This is a genomic window from Streptomyces sp. NBC_01439 (assembly GCF_036227605.1).
In the GTDB taxonomy this organism is placed as follows: Bacteria; Actinomycetota; Actinomycetes; order Streptomycetales; family Streptomycetaceae; genus Streptomyces.
Genome location: NZ_CP109487.1, coordinates 2,534,093 through 2,554,647 on the forward strand (window position 1 = coordinate 2,534,093; position 20,555 = coordinate 2,554,647).

The 20,555-nt window shown below is 72.6% G+C and carries 17 protein-coding genes and 1 tRNA gene; 10 read left to right on the forward strand and 8 right to left on the reverse strand.

Annotated features, from left to right (window positions below; genetic code table 11):
* Window positions 1–109: 109 nt before the first annotated feature.
* The 4 genes from OG207_RS11135 (at window position 110) to OG207_RS11150 (ending at window position 2,878) form a co-directional block, all read left to right on the forward strand.
* The gene (locus OG207_RS11135; RefSeq protein ID WP_329098185.1) at window positions 110–1,483 is read left to right on the forward strand and encodes a hypothetical protein; all 1,374 of its coding nucleotides are present in this window, start codon (window positions 110–112) and stop codon (window positions 1,481–1,483) included.
* 62 nt (window positions 1,484–1,545) lie between these two features.
* Window positions 1,546–1,618, forward strand: a tRNA-Ala gene (locus OG207_RS11140).
* Complete coding sequence (locus OG207_RS11145; RefSeq protein ID WP_329098187.1) at window positions 1,588–2,118, forward strand: hypothetical protein; 531 nt, start codon at window positions 1,588–1,590, stop codon at window positions 2,116–2,118. Before OG207_RS11140 ends, OG207_RS11145 begins: the two co-directional genes overlap by 31 nt.
* 25 nt (window positions 2,119–2,143) lie before the next feature.
* Window positions 2,144–2,878, forward strand: coding sequence for a hypothetical protein (locus OG207_RS11150; protein ID WP_329098190.1), 735 nt, complete (start codon window positions 2,144–2,146; stop codon window positions 2,876–2,878).
* A 29-nt stretch (window positions 2,879–2,907) separates the two neighbouring features.
* On the opposite strand, the gene OG207_RS11155 is transcribed toward OG207_RS11150, so the two are convergent.
* Entirely contained in the window at window positions 2,908–4,281 is a 1,374-nt protein-coding gene (locus tag OG207_RS11155; RefSeq protein ID WP_329098192.1) for a serine/threonine-protein kinase, read from the reverse strand.
* The gene (locus tag OG207_RS11160) at window positions 4,278–8,708 is read right to left on the reverse strand and encodes an Hsp70 family protein (RefSeq protein ID WP_329098195.1); all 4,431 of its coding nucleotides are present in this window, start codon (window positions 8,706–8,708) and stop codon (window positions 4,278–4,280) included. Before OG207_RS11160 ends, OG207_RS11155 begins: the two co-directional genes overlap by 4 nt.
* A gap of 309 nt (window positions 8,709–9,017) precedes the next feature.
* Here OG207_RS11160 and OG207_RS11165 point away from each other — a divergent pair, with 309 nt between their 5' ends.
* From OG207_RS11165 to OG207_RS11180, 4 genes are all read left to right on the forward strand, one after another.
* Window positions 9,018–9,140, forward strand: a complete 123-nt coding sequence (locus OG207_RS11165; RefSeq protein WP_329098199.1) for a hypothetical protein — start codon at window positions 9,018–9,020, stop codon at window positions 9,138–9,140.
* Between the two features lie 115 nt (window positions 9,141–9,255).
* Entirely contained in the window at window positions 9,256–11,145 is a 1,890-nt protein-coding gene (locus OG207_RS11170) for a RiPP maturation radical SAM C-methyltransferase (RefSeq protein WP_329098201.1), read from the forward strand.
* Window positions 11,142–11,660, forward strand: a complete 519-nt coding sequence (locus OG207_RS11175) for a DUF5825 family protein (RefSeq protein ID WP_329098203.1) — start codon at window positions 11,142–11,144, stop codon at window positions 11,658–11,660. The genes OG207_RS11170 and OG207_RS11175 overlap by 4 nt, the downstream gene beginning before the upstream one ends.
* A 3-nt stretch (window positions 11,661–11,663) precedes the next feature.
* Complete coding sequence (locus OG207_RS11180; protein ID WP_329098205.1) at window positions 11,664–12,953, forward strand: MFS transporter; 1,290 nt, start codon at window positions 11,664–11,666, stop codon at window positions 12,951–12,953.
* Between the two features lie 96 nt (window positions 12,954–13,049).
* Here OG207_RS11180 and msrB read toward each other — a convergent pair whose 3' ends face one another.
* From msrB to OG207_RS11200, 4 genes are all read right to left on the reverse strand, one after another.
* Window positions 13,050–13,457, reverse strand: coding sequence for a peptide-methionine (R)-S-oxide reductase MsrB (msrB, locus tag OG207_RS11185; RefSeq protein ID WP_329098207.1), 408 nt, complete (start codon window positions 13,455–13,457; stop codon window positions 13,050–13,052).
* Between the two features lie 23 nt (window positions 13,458–13,480).
* Window positions 13,481–14,878: a UDP-N-acetylmuramate--L-alanine ligase gene (murC, locus tag OG207_RS11190; protein WP_329098209.1), complete on the reverse strand. Its 1,398-nt coding sequence runs from the start codon at window positions 14,876–14,878 to the stop codon at window positions 13,481–13,483.
* Between the two features lie 61 nt (window positions 14,879–14,939).
* A complete protein-coding gene (locus tag OG207_RS11195; RefSeq protein ID WP_329098211.1) occupies window positions 14,940–15,407 on the reverse strand; it encodes an indole-3-glycerol phosphate synthase in 468 nt (155 codons plus the stop codon).
* A gap of 148 nt (window positions 15,408–15,555) precedes the next feature.
* Window positions 15,556–16,338 (reverse strand): pyrimidine reductase family protein, encoded by a 783-nt coding sequence (locus OG207_RS11200; RefSeq protein ID WP_329098213.1) that lies wholly within the window; start codon window positions 16,336–16,338, stop codon window positions 15,556–15,558.
* An 84-nt stretch (window positions 16,339–16,422) separates the two neighbouring features.
* Between OG207_RS11200 and zapE the strand changes: the two genes are divergently transcribed.
* Both zapE and OG207_RS11210 read left to right on the forward strand, forming a co-directional pair.
* Complete coding sequence (gene zapE / locus OG207_RS11205; RefSeq protein ID WP_402694675.1) at window positions 16,423–17,478, forward strand: cell division protein ZapE; 1,056 nt, start codon at window positions 16,423–16,425, stop codon at window positions 17,476–17,478.
* 62 nt (window positions 17,479–17,540) lie between these two features.
* Entirely contained in the window at window positions 17,541–17,966 is a 426-nt protein-coding gene (locus OG207_RS11210) for an OsmC family protein (RefSeq protein ID WP_329098218.1), read from the forward strand.
* A gap of 110 nt (window positions 17,967–18,076) precedes the next feature.
* Here OG207_RS11210 and OG207_RS11215 read toward each other — a convergent pair whose 3' ends face one another.
* Window positions 18,077–19,198: an amidohydrolase family protein gene (locus tag OG207_RS11215; protein ID WP_329098220.1), complete on the reverse strand. Its 1,122-nt coding sequence runs from the start codon at window positions 19,196–19,198 to the stop codon at window positions 18,077–18,079.
* Window positions 19,199–19,225: 27 nt separating this feature from the next.
* Entirely contained in the window at window positions 19,226–20,539 is a 1,314-nt protein-coding gene (locus OG207_RS11220; RefSeq protein WP_329098222.1) for a cytochrome P450 family protein, read from the reverse strand.
* Between the last annotated feature and the right edge of the window lie 16 nt (window positions 20,540–20,555).

Consider the following 20,555-nt stretch of genomic DNA (forward strand, 5'->3'; position numbering starts at 1 on the left):
CGGATCGGAATCGAACTGCGACGTACTCGACACCAAGGCCGCTGCCGCGGGTCGCGGCCGCCGGTTAACCGGTGGAGGTCACGGGGTGTCCGGTGGCGGGGTGAGGCCCATGCCGTCGCACCGTGCCGAGCAGTTGGTCCGCGAGTTGCACGCCTCGCTGGGGCTCCGCAGACGCCCCGAGGACATCGCCCAGCTGATCCAGGATCTGTTCGCCGCCCGTCAGGTCGCTCCCGATCCCGCCACCTCCGAGGCCCTGGAGAAGGCCTCCCAGCACTCCCTGCGCAGGATCTGGCACGGATACACCTCCATGCTGGAGGAGTTCGCCGCGCCCGTCGGCGCGCAGCGCCAGCTCGCCCGCGCCACGACGCTGTTCGCGTCCGTTCCCGAACTCCCCGAAGGGGCCGGGGACGATCCGGCCGAAATCGAGGCGGTCATCCGCCGGGCCGGCGAGGAGATCCACCGCCGGTACGGGGAGAACGACTTCGGCCTGGACCGGCTGAACCGGATGGAGCGGGACGAAGTCGGCATCGGCGAGCTGTCCAAGCGTCAGTACAACAAACGGTTCCGGTTGCTGCGGCGGATGGAGGCGAAGCTGGCCCGGCTCCTGCACGAACAACGCCGCCGCGAGGTCACGATGACCGGCAAGGGCGCGCTCGCGCACGCGCTGCCGTACGAGGTGTTCGGCGCGGACCCCGACACCGCCGCGTTCATTGCGTACCTCACCGCCCGCGCCCACATGCGCAGCGTCTTCACCAACACCGCGCAGCGCCGCCCGTACGACGAGGTCGCCGACGCGCTCCTGGGGCGCCTGCGCGCGGCGCCCGAACGGACCGACTGGTTCGCCGTGGCGCACGTCCACCCGACCCGCGAGGTGCTCGGGCACCTGTCCGACCAGGAGCTGATCCGGCTGCTGGTGCGGTGGAACCGCTTCCTGCGCGAGGTGGCCGAGCTGTTGGAGGACGCGTGGAACCGCTCCGGCTTCGAGGCGGCGAGCATGGTGGTGCGGCGGGGCGACGACTCCTCGACGTGGAACCAGGCGGCGCAGGCCTGGGGCACCGCCCGCGCGCACTGGTTCGCCCTGATGACCGAACTGGGCCAGGAGGAGGTCCTGGACCGGGTCTGCCCGGGCAAGGTCCCGCGGCTGATGGCGGCCGACGTGGCCGCCTGGCACCGCAGGAGCGGCGGCGGGCTGCACCCCGACACGTACGTGTGGGCGAATCTGCCGCGGCCCTGGGAGGTCCTGCGGGGCGAGAAGGAGTGCACGCGTTCGCTGGTGGAGGCGGCCTGCGCCCGGCACGGTGTGGATCCGGTCTCGGGCGGCTGGACCGCGCCCCGCCCGACGGCGGAGGCCGTTCGCTTCCAGCGCACGCCGGAGCTGGTGCACGGCGTGGCCGTCGCCGACCCGCTGATGGCGAGCGCGATGCGGTCGGCGGGGGTGTTCTCGGGCCGCGGCAAGCGCGCGGCGGCCGAGGAATGGCTGTGACTCCTGGGGCCGCGAAATCCCGTTGACCCGGGAGCCGTGGCGTACGGATGATCGGGGCCGGCGGCGAGGAAGCTCTGTGGAGGAGCGCCCGGCTCGCACTCCGGGTGGACGTAGGTTCGAATCCTGCCCTCGCCGCCCTCACCTGCTTCACCTGCTTCACCGGTTTCGGACGCACGGACGGGATGCGCATGGCCACGCAGGAGCACGAGGACGCGGCCGTGCACGCGGCCATGGTCGCGGCCGACGCCGACCGCTGGGACGGCGGCCAGCCCTGCACGTTCTCCGCGTTGCTCGATCACTGGGCCCACCAGGTGGCGGGCGTGGAGGAGGGCTACGCGTGGTGCCTCGACGATTTCGACTACGAGATCTGGTGCCGGACCAGACTGGCCCGCGTCTGGCCCCTCCTGCCCACGCAGTTCCGACCGGCCCGGCAGCCGGTGCTCGACGAACTCGACGGGCGGTTCCGCGCGGCGACCATCGAGTGGCCCGGCCGCGGCGGCGAGGAGCAGTGGTGGCTGTGGCGCTTCCCCCGACTGCTCGGGATCGAACCAGGGGACTCCTACGACGGGGGCTGGCCGGCGGGCTGGGTGCGGATGCCCTTCCCCAAACCGGACGCCGTCCGGGTCATCGTCTGACCCCGCGTCGGCCTACCCTCCTCGCATGAGCATCGGCGTGCACGTCCCCGAGTACCTGCAAGGCAGCGAGTTGGTCGCGAGTGAGGACCTCGCGAAGGACCCCGCGTTCTGGCTGGCTCACGTCCTGCTGACGATGGGCGATCCCGGTGAACCGGTCGAACCGTACGGGGTGGACGCGGCGGCCTACGACGCCATGGTGGAGCGGCTCGGCGACCCCGAGCAGCCCTGGCCCGTCCTGAGGGTCTGCTGCGACGGCGGGCACACGGTCTACGCCGTCTACGCCAACGAGGAGGACCAGAACGACGTCGACTTCTTCGTCCACCATCCAGAGTGGGGGCGCCTCGGCCATCTCGGCCAGTGCGGTGCCGACGGGGCCGGCCCGGGCCTGTCCTGGACCGAGCTCCTCGCGCTCGCCACGAGCACCAGGGAAGGCGGTGCGGGGCTGACCGATCCGTCCGAGCGCCTCCTCCTGCTGCTGCCCGTGCTCGGCGACGCCGACCTGCCCGGCGAGGCATACGACACCGTGGCCCGCGCGCTGTCCCGTTGCGGGATCCGGCCGGAGGCCACCGGCGCTCTGGCCGCGATGCTGCTCGGCGAGCCGGACCCGGCCGGCGGACCCCGGTGGACCGTGACCGGCGACCATCCGATCGCCGTCTGCTCGTCCCCGTACAGCCCCCGCCGGGTACCGCTCGCCCTCGGCATCACGCCGGACCAGGCCCGGGCCCTGGCCACCGCCCTCGGCAGCCGCCCGGGGACCTGAGCCCGGGTCCTTCGGGTCGAGGCGGCGGACTACCGGGCATCGGCGGCCGGTCGGCCGGTCAGCGATCCCCGGGGCTCGCCCCGTACGAGCTTCCCGGCAGCGCTCAGGAGCCGTACCGGAACGTCCGGCCGCTGCGGGGCGCGCTGCGCGAGGTGGTGGCGCAGGGCCGGGTCCGGGGCGCACCGGTAGCGTTCGAGGTAGTAGGCGATCTGGTCGGACCAGACCCAGAGGCCGTCGGTGCGGAAACCGGCGGGCACCACCCTGCTCCGGGCCGGATCAAGGCGGTCCGGTTCCGGTACGAGGCCGTGCAGGGCCACGGGAGCCTCCCGGAGGAACCTGAGCAGCGCGGCGCACTCCTCGGCGGAGGTCACGTGCTCGCGGTCGGGTGCGATGGCCGGCTCGCCGTCGGGCCCCCGGAAGTCGAAGACCCGCGCGAGGTGCAGCGCGGTGGCCGGGGACGTCCCGCCGTCCGGCGATCGCGGGGCCGCCGCTGCGGCGAGCGGGTCGGCGAGCGGGTCGGCCCGCGTGGGCGTGTAGCCACGGGGCGCCTCCAGCTGCCGGAGCCGGCCGCTGACGGCCGCGGCGTCCGGCGGCCGGGCCTCGCGGTCCTTGGCCAACAGGTCGAGGATGAGCCGTTCCAGGCCGGCGGGCAGGTCGGGACGGAGCTCCGTCGGTGAGGGCGGAGGTTCGTGGAGGTGTCGGGCGAGGACGGTATGGACCGCCCCGGTTCCGAACGGCGTTGCGCCCGTGACCAGTTCGTACAGGAGGCAGCCGAGCGAGTAGAGGTCGGCGCGGGCGTCGACCGCCACGCCCCGGATCTGTTCCGGGGAGGCGTAGGGCGGGCTGCCGAGGAAGTGCCCGATCTCCGTCAGTTTGGTCAGGCCCCGGCTGCCCGGGGCGGCTCCGGGCAGCAGCGCGGCGATGCCGAAGTCCACGACCTTGACGGTTCCGGTCCGGGTCAGGATGACGTTCGACGGCTTGAGGTCCCGGTGGACGATCTCCTTCGCGTGCGCGGTGTGCAGCGCGGCACAGATCTGGCGGGCCCATGCGAGTACGTCGATCAGGGGTTGCGGCGCCCCGTCGCGGACCAAGGTGTCCAGCGAGCTGCCCTCGACCAGCTCCATCACCACGTGGTAGCAGGGGTCCTTCCGGAAGTCGTAGACCGTGACGATGTGCGGGTCTCCGGCCAGCCGTGCGGTGAAACTGGCCTCGCGCTCGAACCGGGCCCGGAAGTGCATGTCCTGCGCCGCGGCAGGGTGGATCAGCTTGAGCGCGACCTCCCGGTCGAGCAGCTCGTCGTGGGCGCGCCACACCTCGCCCATCCCGCCCGCCCCCAGCGCCGCGCGCAGCCGGTAGCGCCCGTCGAGCAGCCGGCCGTCCGCGGCGCCGGTCACCGCACTCACCTCCCGTCTCCGCCGGCCGCGCCCGTCAGACCGAATCCGGCGCTCGCGAGCAGGGCGGCCAGCGAGTCGGTGGTGACGGCGAAGGCGGGCTCCGTCTCCGCGCGCACGACCAGCGTGCCGATCACCTCGCCGAGCTCGTTGAGCAGGGGGCCGCCGGACGCTTCGGGGGGCAGTCCCAGATCGGTCTTGAACAACTGGAGCCGATGCTCCGGGAAGACCTCGAACTTCTCGACGATGCCGGGCAGCAGTGCCTCGTCCGGGGCGGGGGCCCAGACGAGGTCGCCGATGTGGACGAGCCGGGGGAAGCCCAGGCGCAGCGGCGCCGCCTGCACCGGCTCGGCCAGGAGCAGCACGGCCGTATCGATGGCGGAGGAGTCGGCTAGGAAGACCCGGCGCACGGCCCGCTCCCCTTCGACCAGTCGCACCGTCATCCCCTGGGGGTCCTGAGCCGACCACCGCCGGCTGGTCAGGACGTGGCGGTCCGAGATCAGGAACCCGCTGCCCTCCTGGCCGCTGCCGTCCGCCACCCGTACCAGGGCGGACCTGGCCGACGCCACGAACGCCCCGAGCTCCTCCGGATCGAGCACGACCGCGCGCAGCCGAGCCGCGTCGGCCAGCAGCGTCCGCCGGTAGCCCGCTACGTCCCCGGCGCCGGCGAGGCAGTGCAGCCGTCGCCGGAGATCGTCGGGGGCGGTGAGCGGCTCGGTCAGTTCCTCCAGCGCCTGGAGCGCCCGACCGTGGTCACCGGCGTCGTGCAGTGCGCGGAAGCGCGTCAGCGGGTCGCTGTCCACCGCGGCGAGTGCCGCGAGCACGCCGTTCCAGCGCCTCAGCCGGGCCATGCCCTGCCGCATGGCGTCGAGGTGCACCCCGAGCTGGTGGGCGAGGTGCTGTCCCGCGGCCGCCCGTTCCGCCAGGACCGGCTGGGCGAGGTGGTCCTGCGCGGTGGTCAGCAGGTCCCGCAACGGGGCGCGCAGGGAGAGGAGTTCGCCCTCCAGCTCGGCCGACTGCGGGCCGTACATCTCGGCGAGCATGCCCTGCACGGCCGGGTCCAGGGCCTGGCGGGAGGGCCGGTGGGCGCGCAGGCGCTCGCGGAACTCGTGGCAGAGCGGCTCGCAGTCGCCGAGCTCGATCGCCTCCTCCACCAGCCGGCGCAGGGCGCGCCCGAGTTCCTCCAGTTCGCGCTGGACGGAGTGCCGCCGCGACATCGTCTCGATCTCGCTCGGTGCGAGCAGGGTCGTCTCGGTGAACTCGGCCGAGCTGCTGTTCCCGGTCACCGTATCGCGCGCCGTGACCGTCAGGACGCAGCTCCTGTCGAAGCCGAAGGTCACTTCGATCTGCGGTACTCCTTGCGCGACCGGCGGGATGCCCGTCAGCCGCAGGACCCCCACCAGCGCACGTGGCTCGATCCGGCCGATGTAGACCTTGACCTCCACCTCCGTTTGAAGGTCCCGGGTCGTGGTGTAGGTCTTCGCCGCCTGGGTCGGAATGGGTGTGTTCCGCTCGATCAGGACGGAGAAGCCCGTGGTGCCGTCGGCCTCGGCGACCGCGATCCCGAGGTCGAAGGGGGTCACGTCCTCCAGTTGGACGTCCTCGAGGAGGCCGGAGAGCACCGCCCCTTCCAGCGCGGCACCGCGGGCCACGGCCGTCCGGGCGTCCAACAGGACCGTGCGTTCGGCCTCGAAGACCTCCTCCACGGTCCCGCTGATCAGCGGCGAGAGCATCGGGCCGCCGACCAGGACGAGGTGGTCGGGCGGGAGGCCGCGCTCGTCCATCATCCGCTCGCAGACGTCGCGCAGGGTGCGCAGCGAGTCGGCGAGCAGGACGGCGAGCTCGTCGCGGGTCAGCTCCAGGCGCACTTCCGGCTGCCCGAGGTAGGCGTTGAGGATGTATTCGGCCTCGCGCTGGGAGGAGAGGGCGATCTTGAGGTGCTCGGCGGCCAGTTCGAGCCGTCGGCGGGCCCGGCCGGTCGCCGGGACCTCGAGTCCGCGGGCGCGGAGCCGCCGCGCGAGCTCGTCGGCCACGATGCGGTCGAAGTCGTACCCGCCGTACTCGTTGTCGCCGAGGATGTTCCGGACCTGGTAGCGGTTGCCCCAGACCTCCATGGCGCTCACGTCGAGGGTGCCCGCGCCGAGGTCCACGACGGTGACCTCGCCGCTCAACCGCCGCTGGGCGGCGGCCGCCAGGCAGGCCGCCGTCGGTTCGTGGATCAGGCGCCTGGCCTTCACCCCGGCGATCTCGCACGCGCTGCGGGTGGCGTGCTTGGCGTTGTTGAGGAAGTACGCGGGGATGGTGAGGATCACCTCGTCCCGCTTCAGTGTGAGGTCGTGGTGCTCGGCCGCCCACTCCAGCCATTCGTCGCGGACCTGGCCGAGCGCTTCGCGGGCCAGCTCGCCGAGCCGTTCCCGTACCTGCCCGGCGAGGTGTTTCTCCACCAGCGTACGGGCGTGCGCGATCAGGCGTGCGGCGACCTCTTCCGGCCGGTAGGAGCGGTCGAGGATGGTGTAGGACATGCCGTCGCCCATCCGCCGCTTGGACGCGCTGATGTGGCCGACCACCCAGGAGGCGAGGATCTGGTCGCCGGTCAGTCCGACGAGTTCCTCGCCCCCCTTGGTCACCGTCAAGGTGGAGGCGAACTGGGGGTTCACTCCGTCCGGACAGATCACCGGCTGCCCGCTGTGCGCGTCGTAGAGGGCGGCCACGCACGAGTGGGTGCCGAGGTCGAGACCCCAGACCGTGGCGAAGCGGGCGTCCGTCTCGGCGCGGGCCCGCTGCGCCCACTCGGCCACCCGCTCCTCGAACACCTTGCGGCCGACGGCGCCGATCGCCTGCAGGGCCCGGCCCACCCGTTCCCGCTGCAGCTCGGGGACGGCCGCGTCGTCCTGCTCGACCAGTGACTTCAGGATCCCGGCGGCCGCCGAGTCGCGCCCCCTGTGCTCCAGGGCGTCCAGGCATCGCTCGACGAGCTCGGCGATGTCGCCCGTCCGGCGCAGGAACGGGGCGAGCCGCGGGTCCTCGATCGCCTCCCCGCCCTTCCAGTGGATCAGACAGCGGGCGGCCGCCGAGGCGTCGTCCGCCCGGCCGTAGAGGGCGACGGCCTCCTCGTACCGCCCGTCCTGCTCGTGCAGGCGGGCCGCGCCGAGCAGGTCGCCGCCGGCCTCGCGGGCCGCGGCGCGAGCCGCCCGGCCCTCGGCCGAGTCCTCGCTCTTGAGGACGCGGTCGGCGTCGCCGAACCGCTCGGCCTTCCGGAAGAGGGTGTGCGCACGGTAGAGATCACCGCCGTCCTCGGCGTGCCCCGCCGCTACCGCGGTCTGCCCGGCCGCCTCCTCGAACCGGCTCCACTCCAGGTGCACGGCCCGGCGGTCCGGCGCGGGCGCCTGCCGCAGCAGATCGTCCAGACGACGCCGCTCGACCGCGACGACGGCCGCGCGCACCCCCTCCAGTTCGGCCTTCCGGTCGACGATCAGGTCCGTCGGACCCGGGGCACGTTCCAGTTGGCCGAGGATGTCCGAGACGAGCCCGAGGGCGGCGATCCGGTCGCCCCGTTGCACCTGGTCGTCGATGTACGGGCGGCAGGCGGCGGCCAGGGAGGCCAGCCGGTCGGGCTCCTCCGCGGGGCAGGTCGCGAGAGCGGCCAGGTAGTCGCCGAGTTGCTCGTGGCAGCGGCTCACCAGATCGTGTCGGCCGGCCTGTTCGCAGTGCGCGAGTGCCTCGGCGGGCCGGCCCGCGGCGAGGAGGAGTTCACCGGCCCGCTCGTGGAAGTCCCGAACCCGCTCGGACAAGCCTTCGGTCCGGGCCAGTTCGAGTGCGGCCAGGACGTCGTCGAGGCGCTGCGAGGTCGCACAACAGTCGAGCGCCTCGCGCTTGCGTACGGGATTGTCCGCGAGCCGCACGGCATCGCCGCCGCGGCCGAGGAAGAGCTTCACCGGGTACAGGTCCGGCACCAGGGGGTCGGCGAGGTGGTCGAAGAAGGTGCTCCACAGCGCGGCGTCCTGGGCGAGCGAGGTCCTCGCGGTGTACGCCCGTAAGGCTTGCGTCGTCATGCCGACGTCGAGGAGACCTGCGTCCTGGCGGCGCCGGAGCAGGGAGACGAGGCCGTCGGCGCTGTCCTGCTCACCCGCCAGCGCCGTCAGCCGGCCCCCGGCCTCACGTTCCAGCGCGAGGTCTCCGGCGCGGCCCGCCGCCTCGGCGATCACGGTGAGGACGGTACGGTCCCCGTGCCCGACGGCTTCGTGCAGCGCTGCCCGTCGGGTCGGCCCCAGGGCCGCCGCGTACCCCTCGGCGGGCAGTCGACGGCCCGGCCGCTCCAGCAGGTCGGCCGCCAGCGCCGGGTCATGGTCGAGCGCCTCCACGAGCGCCCGGCCGAAGGCCTCGGCGGCCAGGTCCAGATCCCTTCCGGTCAGCAGTGCGGGCCGGAAGGTTTGCTCCACCGCCTTCAGCGCCTTGCGTAGGCTGCGGGGCCTGCCGTCCGAAGACCTGTTGAGCCACACCTGTCCTCATCCCCCTGCGATCACCGGGCCGAGCCCTGATCTCACATGCTAACGACCGTGGGGACAAAGGGAGATGGGACTGCAGGACTGCCCGCAACCTCCGGCTGGACGCAGGTTCGAATCCGGCCCGGCGCCTCGGCGAACTCGAGGCCCCGAAGGAGGGCGCACTGCCCCGTCGGCCGAAATCACCCCTTGCGTACCGCGAGTAACGGCTTTTAGGGTCGGCGGACTTGAGGAACGGGAGGCACCGTGGAAAACGACAGGGCACCAGAAGACGACACCCGGACCAAGCCGGAGATCAAGAAGGTGGCCGTCCGCGACGAGACCAGGAAGCGCGACCGGCTCACCATCGACAAGCGACCGTCGTCCTGACCGGGCGGGAGCCGGCGCCCGGCGCGGCAGTGCGGACACCGGGCGCCGGGGTCCCCCGCGGGACGGGCGATCGGCCGGCCCGGCGGACGGGCCGCGGCCGGGCGGGGAGGACCGCATGCGCGTTCATCTGGTGACCATGCCCTGGCAGTCGATCGACCTGCCCTCGCTCCAGATCGGCCTGCTGCACTCGCTCCTGACCCGCACCCGGCCCTTCGACGAGGTCCGGGAGTTCCACGGTTCGCTGCGCTGGGCGGAGTTCCTGCTGGAGCGGACGGACGGACTGCTGCGCCCGGCCGACCACGCCGAGGTGGGCAGCGACTCGATCTTCGACGGACTCGGCGACTGGGTCTTCTCGGGCGTGCTCTACGGGGACCCCGACTGGGGCGTCGCACGGCTCGGCGCGTACGCGGAGCGGCGGGGCATCCCGGTGGACAAGGCGCACGCCATGCGGGTCCACGCGGCGGACTTCGTCTCCCGCAGCGCCTCGGAGATCCTCGACGAGGACCCGGACGTCGTCGGGTTCACCAGTACGTTCATGCAGAACGTGTCCTCGCTCGCGCTCGCCGCCGAGCTCAAGCGCCGCCGGCCCGGCCTCACCGTGGTCTTCGGTGGCAGCAACTGCGACGGGCCGATGGGCCACGCCCTGCACCGCAACCATCCCTTCGTCGACCACGTGGTGCGCGGGGAGGGGGAGTACGCGTTCCCCGCCCTGCTGGCCCATCTGGACTCCGGGACCCCGCCCGTCGACGTACCGGGCCTGTGCTGGTGGGACGGCGGGACCTCGCGGGCGAACGAGGAGACCCGCCGTACGGTGGCGCCGCGTGACATCGCCTCGCCCGACTACGACATCTGGCAGGCGGAGCTCGACGCCTCCCCGGTGGCCGAGTACGTCCGTCCGAAACTGGTCGTGGAAGGCGCACGCGGCTGCTGGTGGGGCGAGAAGCACCACTGCACGTTCTGCGGTCTCAACGGCTCGGCGATGGCGTTCCGCGCCAAGCCCGGTGAGCAGTTGTGGGCGGAAGTCGACCGGCTCGTCCGGCGGCACCGGATCCTCGACGTCGTCACGGTCGACAACATCATCGACATGGCGTACTTCACGGACTTCCTGCCGCTCGCCGCCGACAGCGGCTGGGACCTCCTGATGCACTACGAGGTCAAGTCCAACCTCACCGCGGACCAACTGGCGCTCCTGGCCCGATCAGGAGCGGTGCACATCCAGCCGGGGATCGAGAGCCTCAACAACCGCGTGCTCGGCCTCATGGACAAGGGCGTCACCGGGTCCCGCAACGTCCGCACGCTCCGGGAATGCGCCGACCGGTCGCTCACGTGCACGTGGAACTACCTGTACGGGTTCCCGGGCGAGACGGCGGACGACTACGACCCGGTCGTCGACCAGATCCCCGCACTCGTCCACCTGCAGCCACCGGGCGGCGCGTTCCGCATCCAGCTGGAGCGGTTCAGCCCGCACTTCGCCGATCCCGCCCTCGGGTTCGCCGAGCGGACCCCCGCCGAGATGTACGGCCACGTGTACGACCTCCCCGAGGAGGAACTGGCCGACCTGGTGTACCTCTTCGACACCCCGCCCCGCGGAATCGGCGGCCCGGCGGAGGAACGGCTCGCAACGGCCGTCGCGGAGTGGCGGGCCGGGCACGCCGGTTCGACGCTGCTGATGGAACCCGGCGCGGACGGTGAGCTACTGGTGCACGACCGGCGGCGCGGATGGCCGGCCCGGACGCATCGGCTCAGCGGCTGGGAGGCCGCCGCCTTCCGGCACCTGGAACACGGCCGCTCCGGGCCCGCCCTGCACCGGCTCCTCGCCGAAGAGGGACGTCCGGTCGCTTCCGAGCGGCTCACGGAATGGCTCGGAGAGGGCGTGTCCCGGGGGCTGCTGTTCTTCGACGGACGGTCGTACGTGTCGCTGCCCCTGCGGAACGCTCCGGTCCGCACGGTCGCCGTCACGGACGGGGCCGGGGCCGGGGCCGACCCCGAGGTGGCGGCCCTGTGACCGGCGGGCAGGTGGTGGTGGACGAGCCGCTGCCGCTGGGCGCGGGCGGACGCGGCGCGGCGGACGCCGTGCGCTTCCTGCGCGACTGCCAGAGTCAGGCGCTCACGGTGCGCTGGGTCCCGGACGACGACGTCCTGCCGTTCGACACCGGGCTGCTGCACCACCTCCCGCCACCGGCTCCCCGGACCGCCCCTCCGGGCGGGTCCGACGGGGCGGCCGTGTGGCGGTCCCGGTACGCGTACGGCCTGCTGTACCACCGCCGCGGGCCGGATTTCGTGACGGTCATGGACCGCAGGGACCCTTCGGCCTCGGCCCGGTTCACCATCGACCAGCCTTCACTGCTCGGCGCCTTCCTCACCGTGCAGGAACCCACGGCCCTCGACGCGCTCGACGCCCCGCACCGCGAGGCCGTGTCCTTGCTCGCGGACGAACGTCTCGTCCTGGTCACGCAGGGGTGGGCCGTGGCACTGCCACCGCGCCTCAACCGCTGGCCCGTCCCCTGCACGAGCGTCTGACCCGTGACCTCGTCGCCGACCCGTCCCCCCGCCGCGGCCGCCGTCCGCGGCGGCACGCCGTGGGGTGCGCTGCGGCGGCACCGCCCGTTCCTGCTGCTCTGCGGCGAACAGGCGGCCAGCTCCGTCGGACGGCAGATCACCGCGCTGGCCCTGGCGATGCTGGCCGTGACCCAACTGGACGCGGGCCCGTTCGGGGCGTCCGCGCTGCTGGCCCTGACCTATCTTCCCGGCGCCGTGCTCAGCCCCCTCGCCGGTGTGCTCGCCGACCGGGCCCGGCTGCGCACCCTGGCCGTCACGCTCACCTCGCTGCAGGTGGTGGTCGTCGCTTCGGTGCCGCTCGCCGGGGCGCTCGGGAGCCTCGGTCTGCCGCACCTGTACCTGGTGGCCGCCCTCTCGGGTGCGCTGACCTGGACCCTCTCGGTGGCGCTGCAGGCGGCGCTGCCCCGAGTGGTCGGGCCCGAGCAGCTCCTGACCGGCAACTCCGCCCTGACCGGCGCCCGTACGACGGGCATGATCGGCGGCCCCGCCCTGGGCGGCGTCCTCGTCGGTCTCGTCGGGGCGTCCTCCGCCCTGTTGGCCGGCAGCGCCGCCTATGCGGTCGAGGCCGTGCTGCTGTTCGCCCTGCCCGCCTCGCTGAACAAGCCGGCCGAGCCCGCCGGACGCCGGGGCCCCCGGCTCGCCGCGCTCCGTGAAGGGCTGGCGGTGGTCCGGGCGGAACCGGTACTGCGCCGACAGGTGCTCGCGGGCGCCGGGTTCAACCTCGGCAGCGGGGCTGCGGACGCACTCTTCGTCGTGTACGCGAACCGCGAACTCAGCTTGCCCGCATGGCAGTTGGGGATGGTGTACGCCGCTTTCAGCGTGGCCACCGTGGCCGGAGTCCTGCTCGCCGGCCGGTTCGCGACGTCCGTCGAGCTGTACCGGGCGACGCGGATCTGCGCGGTGGTGGCAGCCCTGGCGATCTTCCTCGTCCCGGCGGCGTCGCTGGGGCTCGCCTTCCCCCTACTGCTCACCTACCAACTGGTCTTCGGCATCGCGGCGACCGTGTGGGCGATCTCCATGACAACGACCCAGCAGCTGATCGCCCCGCCCCACCTCCAGGGCCGCGTAGCCGGCTTCGCCCAGGCTGCGCTGCTGACCACCGTCCCGGTCGGGGCCCTGTCCGCGGGCGCGCTGGCCGCCTGGCTGGGGAACGTCCCCGTGTTGACCGGCGCCGCGACGGCGGCGCTCCTGGCCGCGGCCTGCTTCTGGCTGCCGCACCGCACCGACACCGGCGTACGGCCGACCGCCCCGTGACCGCGGCCCCGTCGGAGTCCGCGCGGCACAGGCGGTTGCCGGCGGGTGCGCCCGAGCCCCGGACCCGTCGGGGTCCGGGGCTCGGGTGCGGGCCTGTCAGCCCTCCGTCGGGGTCAGCCGCAGCGAGATCGAGTTGATGCAGTACCGCTGGTCCGTCGGGGTGGGGTAGCCCTCCCCCTCGAAGACGTGGCCCAGGTGCGAGCCGCACTTGGCACAACGGACCTCCGTGCGGACCATCCCGTGCGAGGTGTCCGCGATCAGTTCGACCGCGTCGGTGTCCTTCGGGTCGAAGAAGGACGGCCAGCCGCAGTGCGAGTCGAACTTCTCCGACGAGCGGAACAGCTCGGACCCGCAGCCGCGGCAGGAGTAGACGCCCTCCGTCTTGGTGTCCGTGTATTCACCGCGGAAGGCCGGCTCGGTGCCCGCCAGCCGCAGTACCTGGTACTCGGACGGGGTCAGCTCCGCCTGCCACTGCTCGTCCGTCTTCTCGACCTCGTAGGACATGGTTCTCCCGCTCCCTCGTACCTTCAGCTCGACAGCCGGGCGAGGATGGCCGGACCGAGGTCCGTGACGTCGCCCGCGCCCATGGTGAGAACGAGATCACCGGGCTTCGCCATTCCCGCGATGGCGTCGGCGACGGCCGCCTTGTCGTGCTCGGCGGTGACGTCGGCGCCCGCCGCCCGGGCGGCCGCGATGATCAGCTCGCTGGTGACGCCGGGGATCGGGTCCTCGCGGGCCGGGTAGATGTCCAGGACCAGGGAAGCGTCGGCGAGGGCCAGGGACTGGCCCATCTCCTTGCCGAGCTCCTGGGTGCGGGAGAAGAGGTGCGGCTGGAAGACGACCAGGATCCGGGAGTCGCCGGCGGCTCCGCGGATGGCCTCGAGGTCGGCGGTCATCTCGGTGGGGTGGTGGGCGTAGGAGTCGATCACCTGGACGCCCGCGGCCTCGCCCTTGAGCTGGAGGCGGCGCTTGACGCCGGTGTACTTGCCGAGCGCGCTCGCCAGGTTGTGCGCCGGGATGCCGAGCGCCACGCCCGCGGCGAGGGCCGCGACGGCGTTGTGCGCGTAGTGGCGGCCGGGGACCGAGACGGTGAAGGTGAGCATCCGGCCGTCCAGGACCACGGTGACCTCGCTGGTCAGGCCACGCGGGGTGATCTTGGTGATCCGGACGTCGGCACCCTCCTCCTCGCCGTACGTGACGACGGTGAGGCCCTCCTTGCCGGCGACCCGGCGGGCGATCTCGGCCGCGCCCTCCTGGCCGTGGGCGACGACGAGGGTGCCGCCGGGCACGACCTTGCCGACGAAGGTCTCGAAGGATTCGTAGATCTCGTCGATGGAGGCGTAGTTCGCGTGGTGGTCGAGCTCCGCGTTGAGGATGATCGCGACCTGCGGGGTGTACTTGTGGAAGGTGCGGTCGCTCTCGTCCGCCTCGGCGACGAAGATGTCGCCCTCGCCGTGGTGGGCGTTGGAGCCGGGGGCGTCCAGGTCGCCGCCGATGGCGTAGGAGGGGTCCAGGCCCAGGGCCGAGAGGGACACCGCCAGCATCGAGGTGGTGGTGGTCTTGCCGTGCGTGCCGGCGACGGCGATCGGCCGCAGCCCGTCCATCAGGGCGGCCAGCGCGTCGGAGCGGTGCACGACGGGGATGCCGAGCTCGGCGGCCCGGGCCAGCTCGGGGTTGTCGGCGCGGATGGCGCTGGAGACGACCACGCAGGTGGAACCGGCGGCAAGGTTCTCGGCCGCGTGTCCGCCGTGGACGGTGGCGCCGTGGGCGCGCAGCGCCTCGGCGGTCTCGGAGTCGCCCCGGCTGTCGCTGCCGGCCACCTGCGCTCCGCGCTGGGCCAGGATCTTCGCGATGCCGGACATGCCGGCGCCGCCGATGCCGATGAAGTGGGGCCGTTCCATGGCGGTCGGCAGGCCGGGCTTCATTCAGGTCGCTCCAGGATCGTGTGTCGTGCGGGTGCGCGTGGGACTCTGACTGGCCCCAAGCCTATTCGTTGTGGGAGAAGAGCTTGAGCACGGGAACGCCGACCTTGTGGCGGGCGCGCGAGGCCCAGTCCCGGTGGAAGAACTCCTCGACGAAGTGCGGGGCGGTCAAGACGATCACCTCGTCGGCGTCGTGCTCGTCCACGATGGTCTTCAGCTTGTCGAGCGGGTGGTCCTCGACGATCTGCCCCACCGCGTTGGCTCCCTTGGCGCGCAGCGCGTTCAGGGAGTGCGCGAGGGCGTGCGCGGCAGGGCCGAGGGCGGCCTCACCCTCGGGTTCGTCGCCCTCACGGATGGCCTCCGGGAGCTCACCGAGCGCTACGTCGTCGATGGCGCGCAGCAGTCGGTCCTGGTCGCCCCGGGGTTGCATGAGGACGATGAAGGAAACCGCGTCGTCCCCGTGCAGGTTGGTGACGAAGTCCACGTCCACCGCGGTCAGCGGCTGCTCGATCATCAATACGCTCGTGAACACGGACGCCCTCTCCTTCATGGGCCGAGGCCGGCCGGCCGACCCCTGCGGAAACCATCCTGCCCCGCTGTCGCACGGGGCCCTGCGCAGACATTCCTGCCCAGTTATGTGCCCAGCGGAAGCGAAGCGGAACGACAAATTCCGCGCCTTGTCAGATCCGACGGTAGCTGGTGAAGAGGAACCCGGCCTCTTCCAGTACGCAGGCGGGCGCGAGCCGGTGCGGAACCGTGACGGACGGGCCGCCGGCGATCCGCTGGGCGCCTCCCGCCACGAGCATCGGGGAGATCGTCAGGCACAGCTCGTCCAGGGCGTCGGCAGCCACGAACTGGCCCAGGAGCCGGGGCCCGCCCTCGGTGAGCTGGCGGCGCAGCCCCCGCCCGGCGAGTTCCCGCACCACCCGGGCGGCGTCCACGCCCGCACCGTCACCGGCCACCACGACCTCGGCCCCGGCCCGCGCCGCCTCGGCCACCCGGGCGGCGGGCGCGGCGGCCCCGGTGACCACCAGGGTCGGCACCAGCGGGGAGGTGAACAGGGGCAGCGAGAAGTCCAGGTCCATGCTGGCGGTGACCACGGCGATGGCGGGGGCGGGGCCCTGTCCGGAGGCGGCACGACGGGCGGCGAAGGCCTCCCGGGCGCGGGCCGGGCGGTAGCCCTCCTGGCGAACCGTTTCCGCGCCGACGACCACCACGTCGGCCAGCGCCCGCAGGGTGCCGAAGATCCGCATGTCGCTCTCGCTGGAGATCGGCTGCGAGCGGCCCTCGTGCTGGGCACCGCCGTCCAGGGTGGAGACCATGTTGGCCCGGAGCCAGTGGCCGTCCGCCGCCAGTGCGGGGTAGGCGTAGGCATCCGCCAGTTCGTCGAGCGACCACTCCCGGTCGGCCCGGTCCCGGGGCGGGGCTGATGTCTGATCGGTCACAGGGAACAGGCGTCGCATCGGTGCAGTGTGCCACGCCCCGTAGAGTTGAGAGCTGTGTCGACATCTCTCTCCACCTCCGGTTACACCTCCGGCCGGCCCCCCATAGCCGACGCGGGGCCCCAGGCCCTCTGCGCGCGCGAGCCGCGGGTGCCCGCCGAACGACTGGTGGCCGAGATGGTGCCGCCGCCCCGGTTCGACTCGGTGCGCTTCGACACGTACAACCCGGACCCGACCCAGCCCAGCCAGTCCGAGGCCGTCACCGTGTTGAGCGGCTTCGCCGCAGGGCTCGGCGGTGCCCACGCCAGCGGCGCCGGCAAGAAGCGCTGGTTCTCCAAGAAGCCGGCCGCCCCCACCGCCCCGCGCGGGGTCTACCTCGACGGCGGGTACGGTGTCGGCAAGACCCACCTGCTGGCTTCCCTGTGGCACGCCACCCCGGCCGAACCCGCGCTCAAGGCCTTCGGCACCTTCGTGGAGCTGACCAACCTGGTCGGCGCGCTCGGCTTCCAGCAGACCGTGCAGACCCTCGGCGGACACCGGCTGCTGTGCATCGACGAGTTCGAGCTGGACGACCCGGGCGACACCGTACTGGTGTCCTCGCTGCTCAGCCGCCTGGTCGAGCAGGGCGTGGCGCTGGCCGCCACCTCCAACACGCTCCCCGGCAAGCTCGGCGAGGGCCGCTTCGCCGCCGCCGACTTCTTGCGCGAGATCCAGGGGCTGTCGGCGCACTTCCGGCCGCTGCGGATCGACGGCCAGGACTACCGCCACCGCGGTCTGCCGGAGGCTCCGGCGCCGTTCTCAGACGAGCAGGTCACCAAGGCCGCGTACGCGACCGAGGGCGCGAGCCTGGACGACTTCCCCGGCCTGCTCGAACACCTGGCCAGGGTGCACCCGAGCCGCTACGGCGCGCTGACCGACGGCCTCACGGCGGTCTGCCTGACCGACGTCGGCCCGGTGCCCGACCAGTCGACGGCGCTGCGCCTGGTGGTACTGGCCGACCGGCTGTACGACCGTGAGGTCCCGGTGCTGGCCTCCGGGGTCCCCTTCGACCGACTGTTCAGTGAGGAAATGCTGAACGGCGGCTATCGGAAGAAGTACTTCCGCGCCATATCGCGGCTCACCGCGCTGGCGCGCGACGCGAAGCCCCTGGTCTCCCAGTAGGTTTGGGGACGCCGGGTCCCTTCGGGAGCCCGGCCGTTTCCCACATCTTCGAAGGGATCACCATGGCCACCACGCGTCAAGCGCACACCGTCTGGGAAGGCGACCTGCTCAAGGGCAAGGGTGTCGTCACCCTCGACTCCTCCGGCATCGGTTCGTACGACGTCTCCTGGCCCGCGCGCTCGGAGGCCCCGAACGGCAAGACCAGCCCGGAAGAGCTGATCGCCGCCGCCCACTCCAGCTGCTTCTCGATGGCTCTGTCCCACGGCCTCGCGGGCGCGGGCACCCCGCCCACCCGGCTGGAGACCAAGGCGGACGTCACCTTCCAGCCCGGTGAGGGCATCACCGGCATCCACCTCACGGTGGAGGGCGAGGTCCCGGGGCTGGACAACGACGGCTTCGTCGCCGCCGCCGAGGACGCCAAGAAGAACTGCCCGGTCAGCCAGGCGCTGACCGGTACCACGATCACGCTGAGCGCCAAGCTCGCCTGATCGGCGCCGCTACGGCGAGGGGGCGCGGGCCGCGCGTGCGGCCCGCGCCCCTTTCGTGTTCCTGCCCCACCCGGGCACCCCGCACCGCCCCACATCGCGACGCCCACCCGTCAGGCGGTCGCCAACTGCGGGATCAGGCGCATCGCGTTGTCGTGGTAAATCCCCCGCAGCTGCTCCGGGGTGAAGGCCGGGTCGGCCTCGAGGGCGGGGAGCGCCAGGTCCGTCACCGTGTCGGCGGGGGCGGCGGGCCAGTCGGTGCCGAAGAGGACGTGGTCGGCCGGGACGTGTTCCAGCAGGGTCGCGGCGGGTGCCATGGGGCCTGCGGTGTCGTAGTAGAAGCGGCTCAGGTGGTCGCGGACGGCGGCGGGTTCGACGCGCGGTTCGCAGAACCGGCCGAGGGCCTGCAAGCGCGTCGCGATGTACGGCAGGAAGCCTCCGGCGTGCGGCAGGACCACGGAGATGTTCGGGAAGCGGTCGAGCGTCCTCCGACTGATCATGTTCACGGCGGCCCGCGTGGTGTCCAGCAGGAAGTCGCACATGAAGTTCGGGATGCCCGGAACCGTCGACCCCCCGGGCGGACCGGAGGCGCCGGGCGGACCGGACGGGCCGTCAGGGAGGTTGTGCGGGTGGGTGTCCACCACGGCGGAGAACTCGTTCAACTCGTGGAACAGCCGGTCGTAGGCGGGATCACCGAGGTAGACGCCCCCGTAGTTGGCCGTCACGTTCACCCCGACGGCCCCGAGCTGCCCGAGCCCCCGGCGCACGGCCCAGGACGAGGCCTCCGGGTCGTCCAGGAACAGCGGCACGTAGTACGAGAACCGTCCCGGATGCGACTGCGCCACCTCCATCATCGACTGCAGCGTGATGTTGATGGCCTCGCGCAGCTGCGCCGACGACCGGTAGCGCGCCGGCAGCATCGGCTTGAGGACGGCGGTCGTGATGCCCACGTCGTCCATGAAGCGGATCGCCGCGTCGGTGCCGAGCCGGGTCCACGGGGGCAGCCGTTCCGGCTTGACCAGTCCGTGGTGCGCGGCCCAGTCGCGCCACTGCGGCGCGCAGAAGTGATGATGTACGTCGATCTTCGAATGGGCCGCGCGCGCCGCGCCCGTGCCCGGCGCGGAGGAACCGCGCGCGACCCGGATGACCGCGCTGGTGCCCACCGCGGCGATCCGCAGTTCGTCCGCCGGCGTCCCCAGGAGGCGCAGTGCGGAGGTGCTCACGGAATCCGTCATGCCGATCCACCGCCCATCGGGTCTGGGTTACCTGCCGGAGGCCACGGAGGCCAGGGACGCCTCGCCCGGGTCGGCGCCGGGGCGGCGCGGCTCCAGGACGAGCCGGAGGTGTTCGAGGCCCCGGAACGCCGGCACCGGGCCCTTGAGCCATGCCCGCCCGGTCTCCTGTGCGTCCGCGAGCTCCATGTCCGGGAACTCCCGCAGGAGGGTGGCCAGCGCGATCTCGAGTTCGAGCCGCGCCAGCGGCGCCCCCAGGCAGTAGTGGGTCCCGTGCCCGAAGCCCAGGTGCGTGCCCTGGAGTCCCTCGCGCGTCACGTCCAGCTCGTCGGGGAACTCGAACTTCTCGGGGTCCCGGTTGGCCGAGGAGATCGCGATCTGTACGAGGGAGCCCTCGGGGATCTGCGTGCCCCGGATCTCGGCGTCCCGTGCCGCGTACCGGAAGGTCGACGTCTCCACCGATCCCTCGAAGCGCAGCATCTCCTCGACCGCCCGCGGGATGAGCGCGGGGTCCTTGCGCAGCAGCGCCGCCTGATCGGGGCGGTGCAGCAGGTTGAGGACGGAATTGCCGATCTGGTAGGCGGTGGTCTTGTGGCCGGCGAAGAACAGGACCCACAGCGACGCGACCAGTTCGGGATCCTCCAGCCGTTCCTCCGCCTGGAGGAGGTCGCTGAGGAAGGAGTCCGACGGGTGCGCGCGGGTGTCCGAGATGAGCCGCTCCAGCCGGTGCTGCAGGCGCTCCTCGGCCGCTTTCAGCTCCGCCCTCCTGCTGGGGTCGAACCGGGAGCGGGTCACCTCTGCGAACTGCTCCAGGATCTCCGGGCGGTCCTCCTGCGGGATGCCCATCAGTTCGCACAGGACCGCGACGGGCAACGGGAACGCGAACGAGGCCATGAGGTCGACCGTGCCCGCCTTCCGGCATGCGCCGAGGATGTTCTCCGCGATCTCGGTGATCCTCGGGCGCATCTGCTCCACCCGCCGGGGGGTGAAGGCGCTCCGCAGGACGCGGCGCAGCCGCGTGTGCCGGGGCGGGTCCGAGAAGAGCACGTTGTCGTCGAGCGCGTCGAAGAAGCTGCCGTACACGGCGTGGTACGTGTCGATGGCGCCGTGCATGTTCTTGCTGAACCGGGGGTCCGACAGCGCGTCGCGGGCGTCGTCGTACCGGGTGATGAGGTACGTCTCGATCCCGTGGGGAGGGGTCAGCCGGCACACCGGGTCCTGCTCGCGCAGGGCGGCGTACATCGGATGGGGGCACTGCCGGTACTCCGGCGCTCCCCTGGACACGGCCGACACGATCTCGTGCAGCGCTCCGCCGCCGTCCGGTGCCGCATCCTGCTGCGCCATGGTCCGCACCCTCCGT

What these genes read in the sequence shown, in the direction of transcription:
- OG207_RS11135 (WP_329098185.1), top strand. Translation starts at nt 110, where the DNA reads ATGCCGTCGCACCGTGCCGAGCAGTTGGTCCGCGAGTTGCACGCCTCG.
- OG207_RS11150 (WP_329098190.1), top strand. Translation starts at nt 2,144, where the DNA reads ATGAGCATCGGCGTGCACGTCCCCGAGTACCTGCAAGGCAGCGAGTTG.
- OG207_RS11170 (WP_329098201.1), top strand. Translation starts at nt 9,256, where the DNA reads ATGCGCGTTCATCTGGTGACCATGCCCTGGCAGTCGATCGACCTGCCC.
- msrB (WP_329098207.1), bottom strand. Translation starts at nt 13,457, where the DNA reads ATGTCCTACGAGGTCGAGAAGACGGACGAGCAGTGGCAGGCGGAGCTG.
- murC (WP_329098209.1), bottom strand. Translation starts at nt 14,878, where the DNA reads ATGAAGCCCGGCCTGCCGACCGCCATGGAACGGCCCCACTTCATCGGC.
- OG207_RS11200 (WP_329098213.1), bottom strand. Translation starts at nt 16,338, where the DNA reads ATGCGACGCCTGTTCCCTGTGACCGATCAGACATCAGCCCCGCCCCGG.
- OG207_RS11210 (WP_329098218.1), top strand. Translation starts at nt 17,541, where the DNA reads ATGGCCACCACGCGTCAAGCGCACACCGTCTGGGAAGGCGACCTGCTC.
- OG207_RS11215 (WP_329098220.1), bottom strand. Translation starts at nt 19,198, where the DNA reads ATGACGGATTCCGTGAGCACCTCCGCACTGCGCCTCCTGGGGACGCCG.
- OG207_RS11220 (WP_329098222.1), bottom strand. Translation starts at nt 20,539, where the DNA reads ATGGCGCAGCAGGATGCGGCACCGGACGGCGGCGGAGCGCTGCACGAG.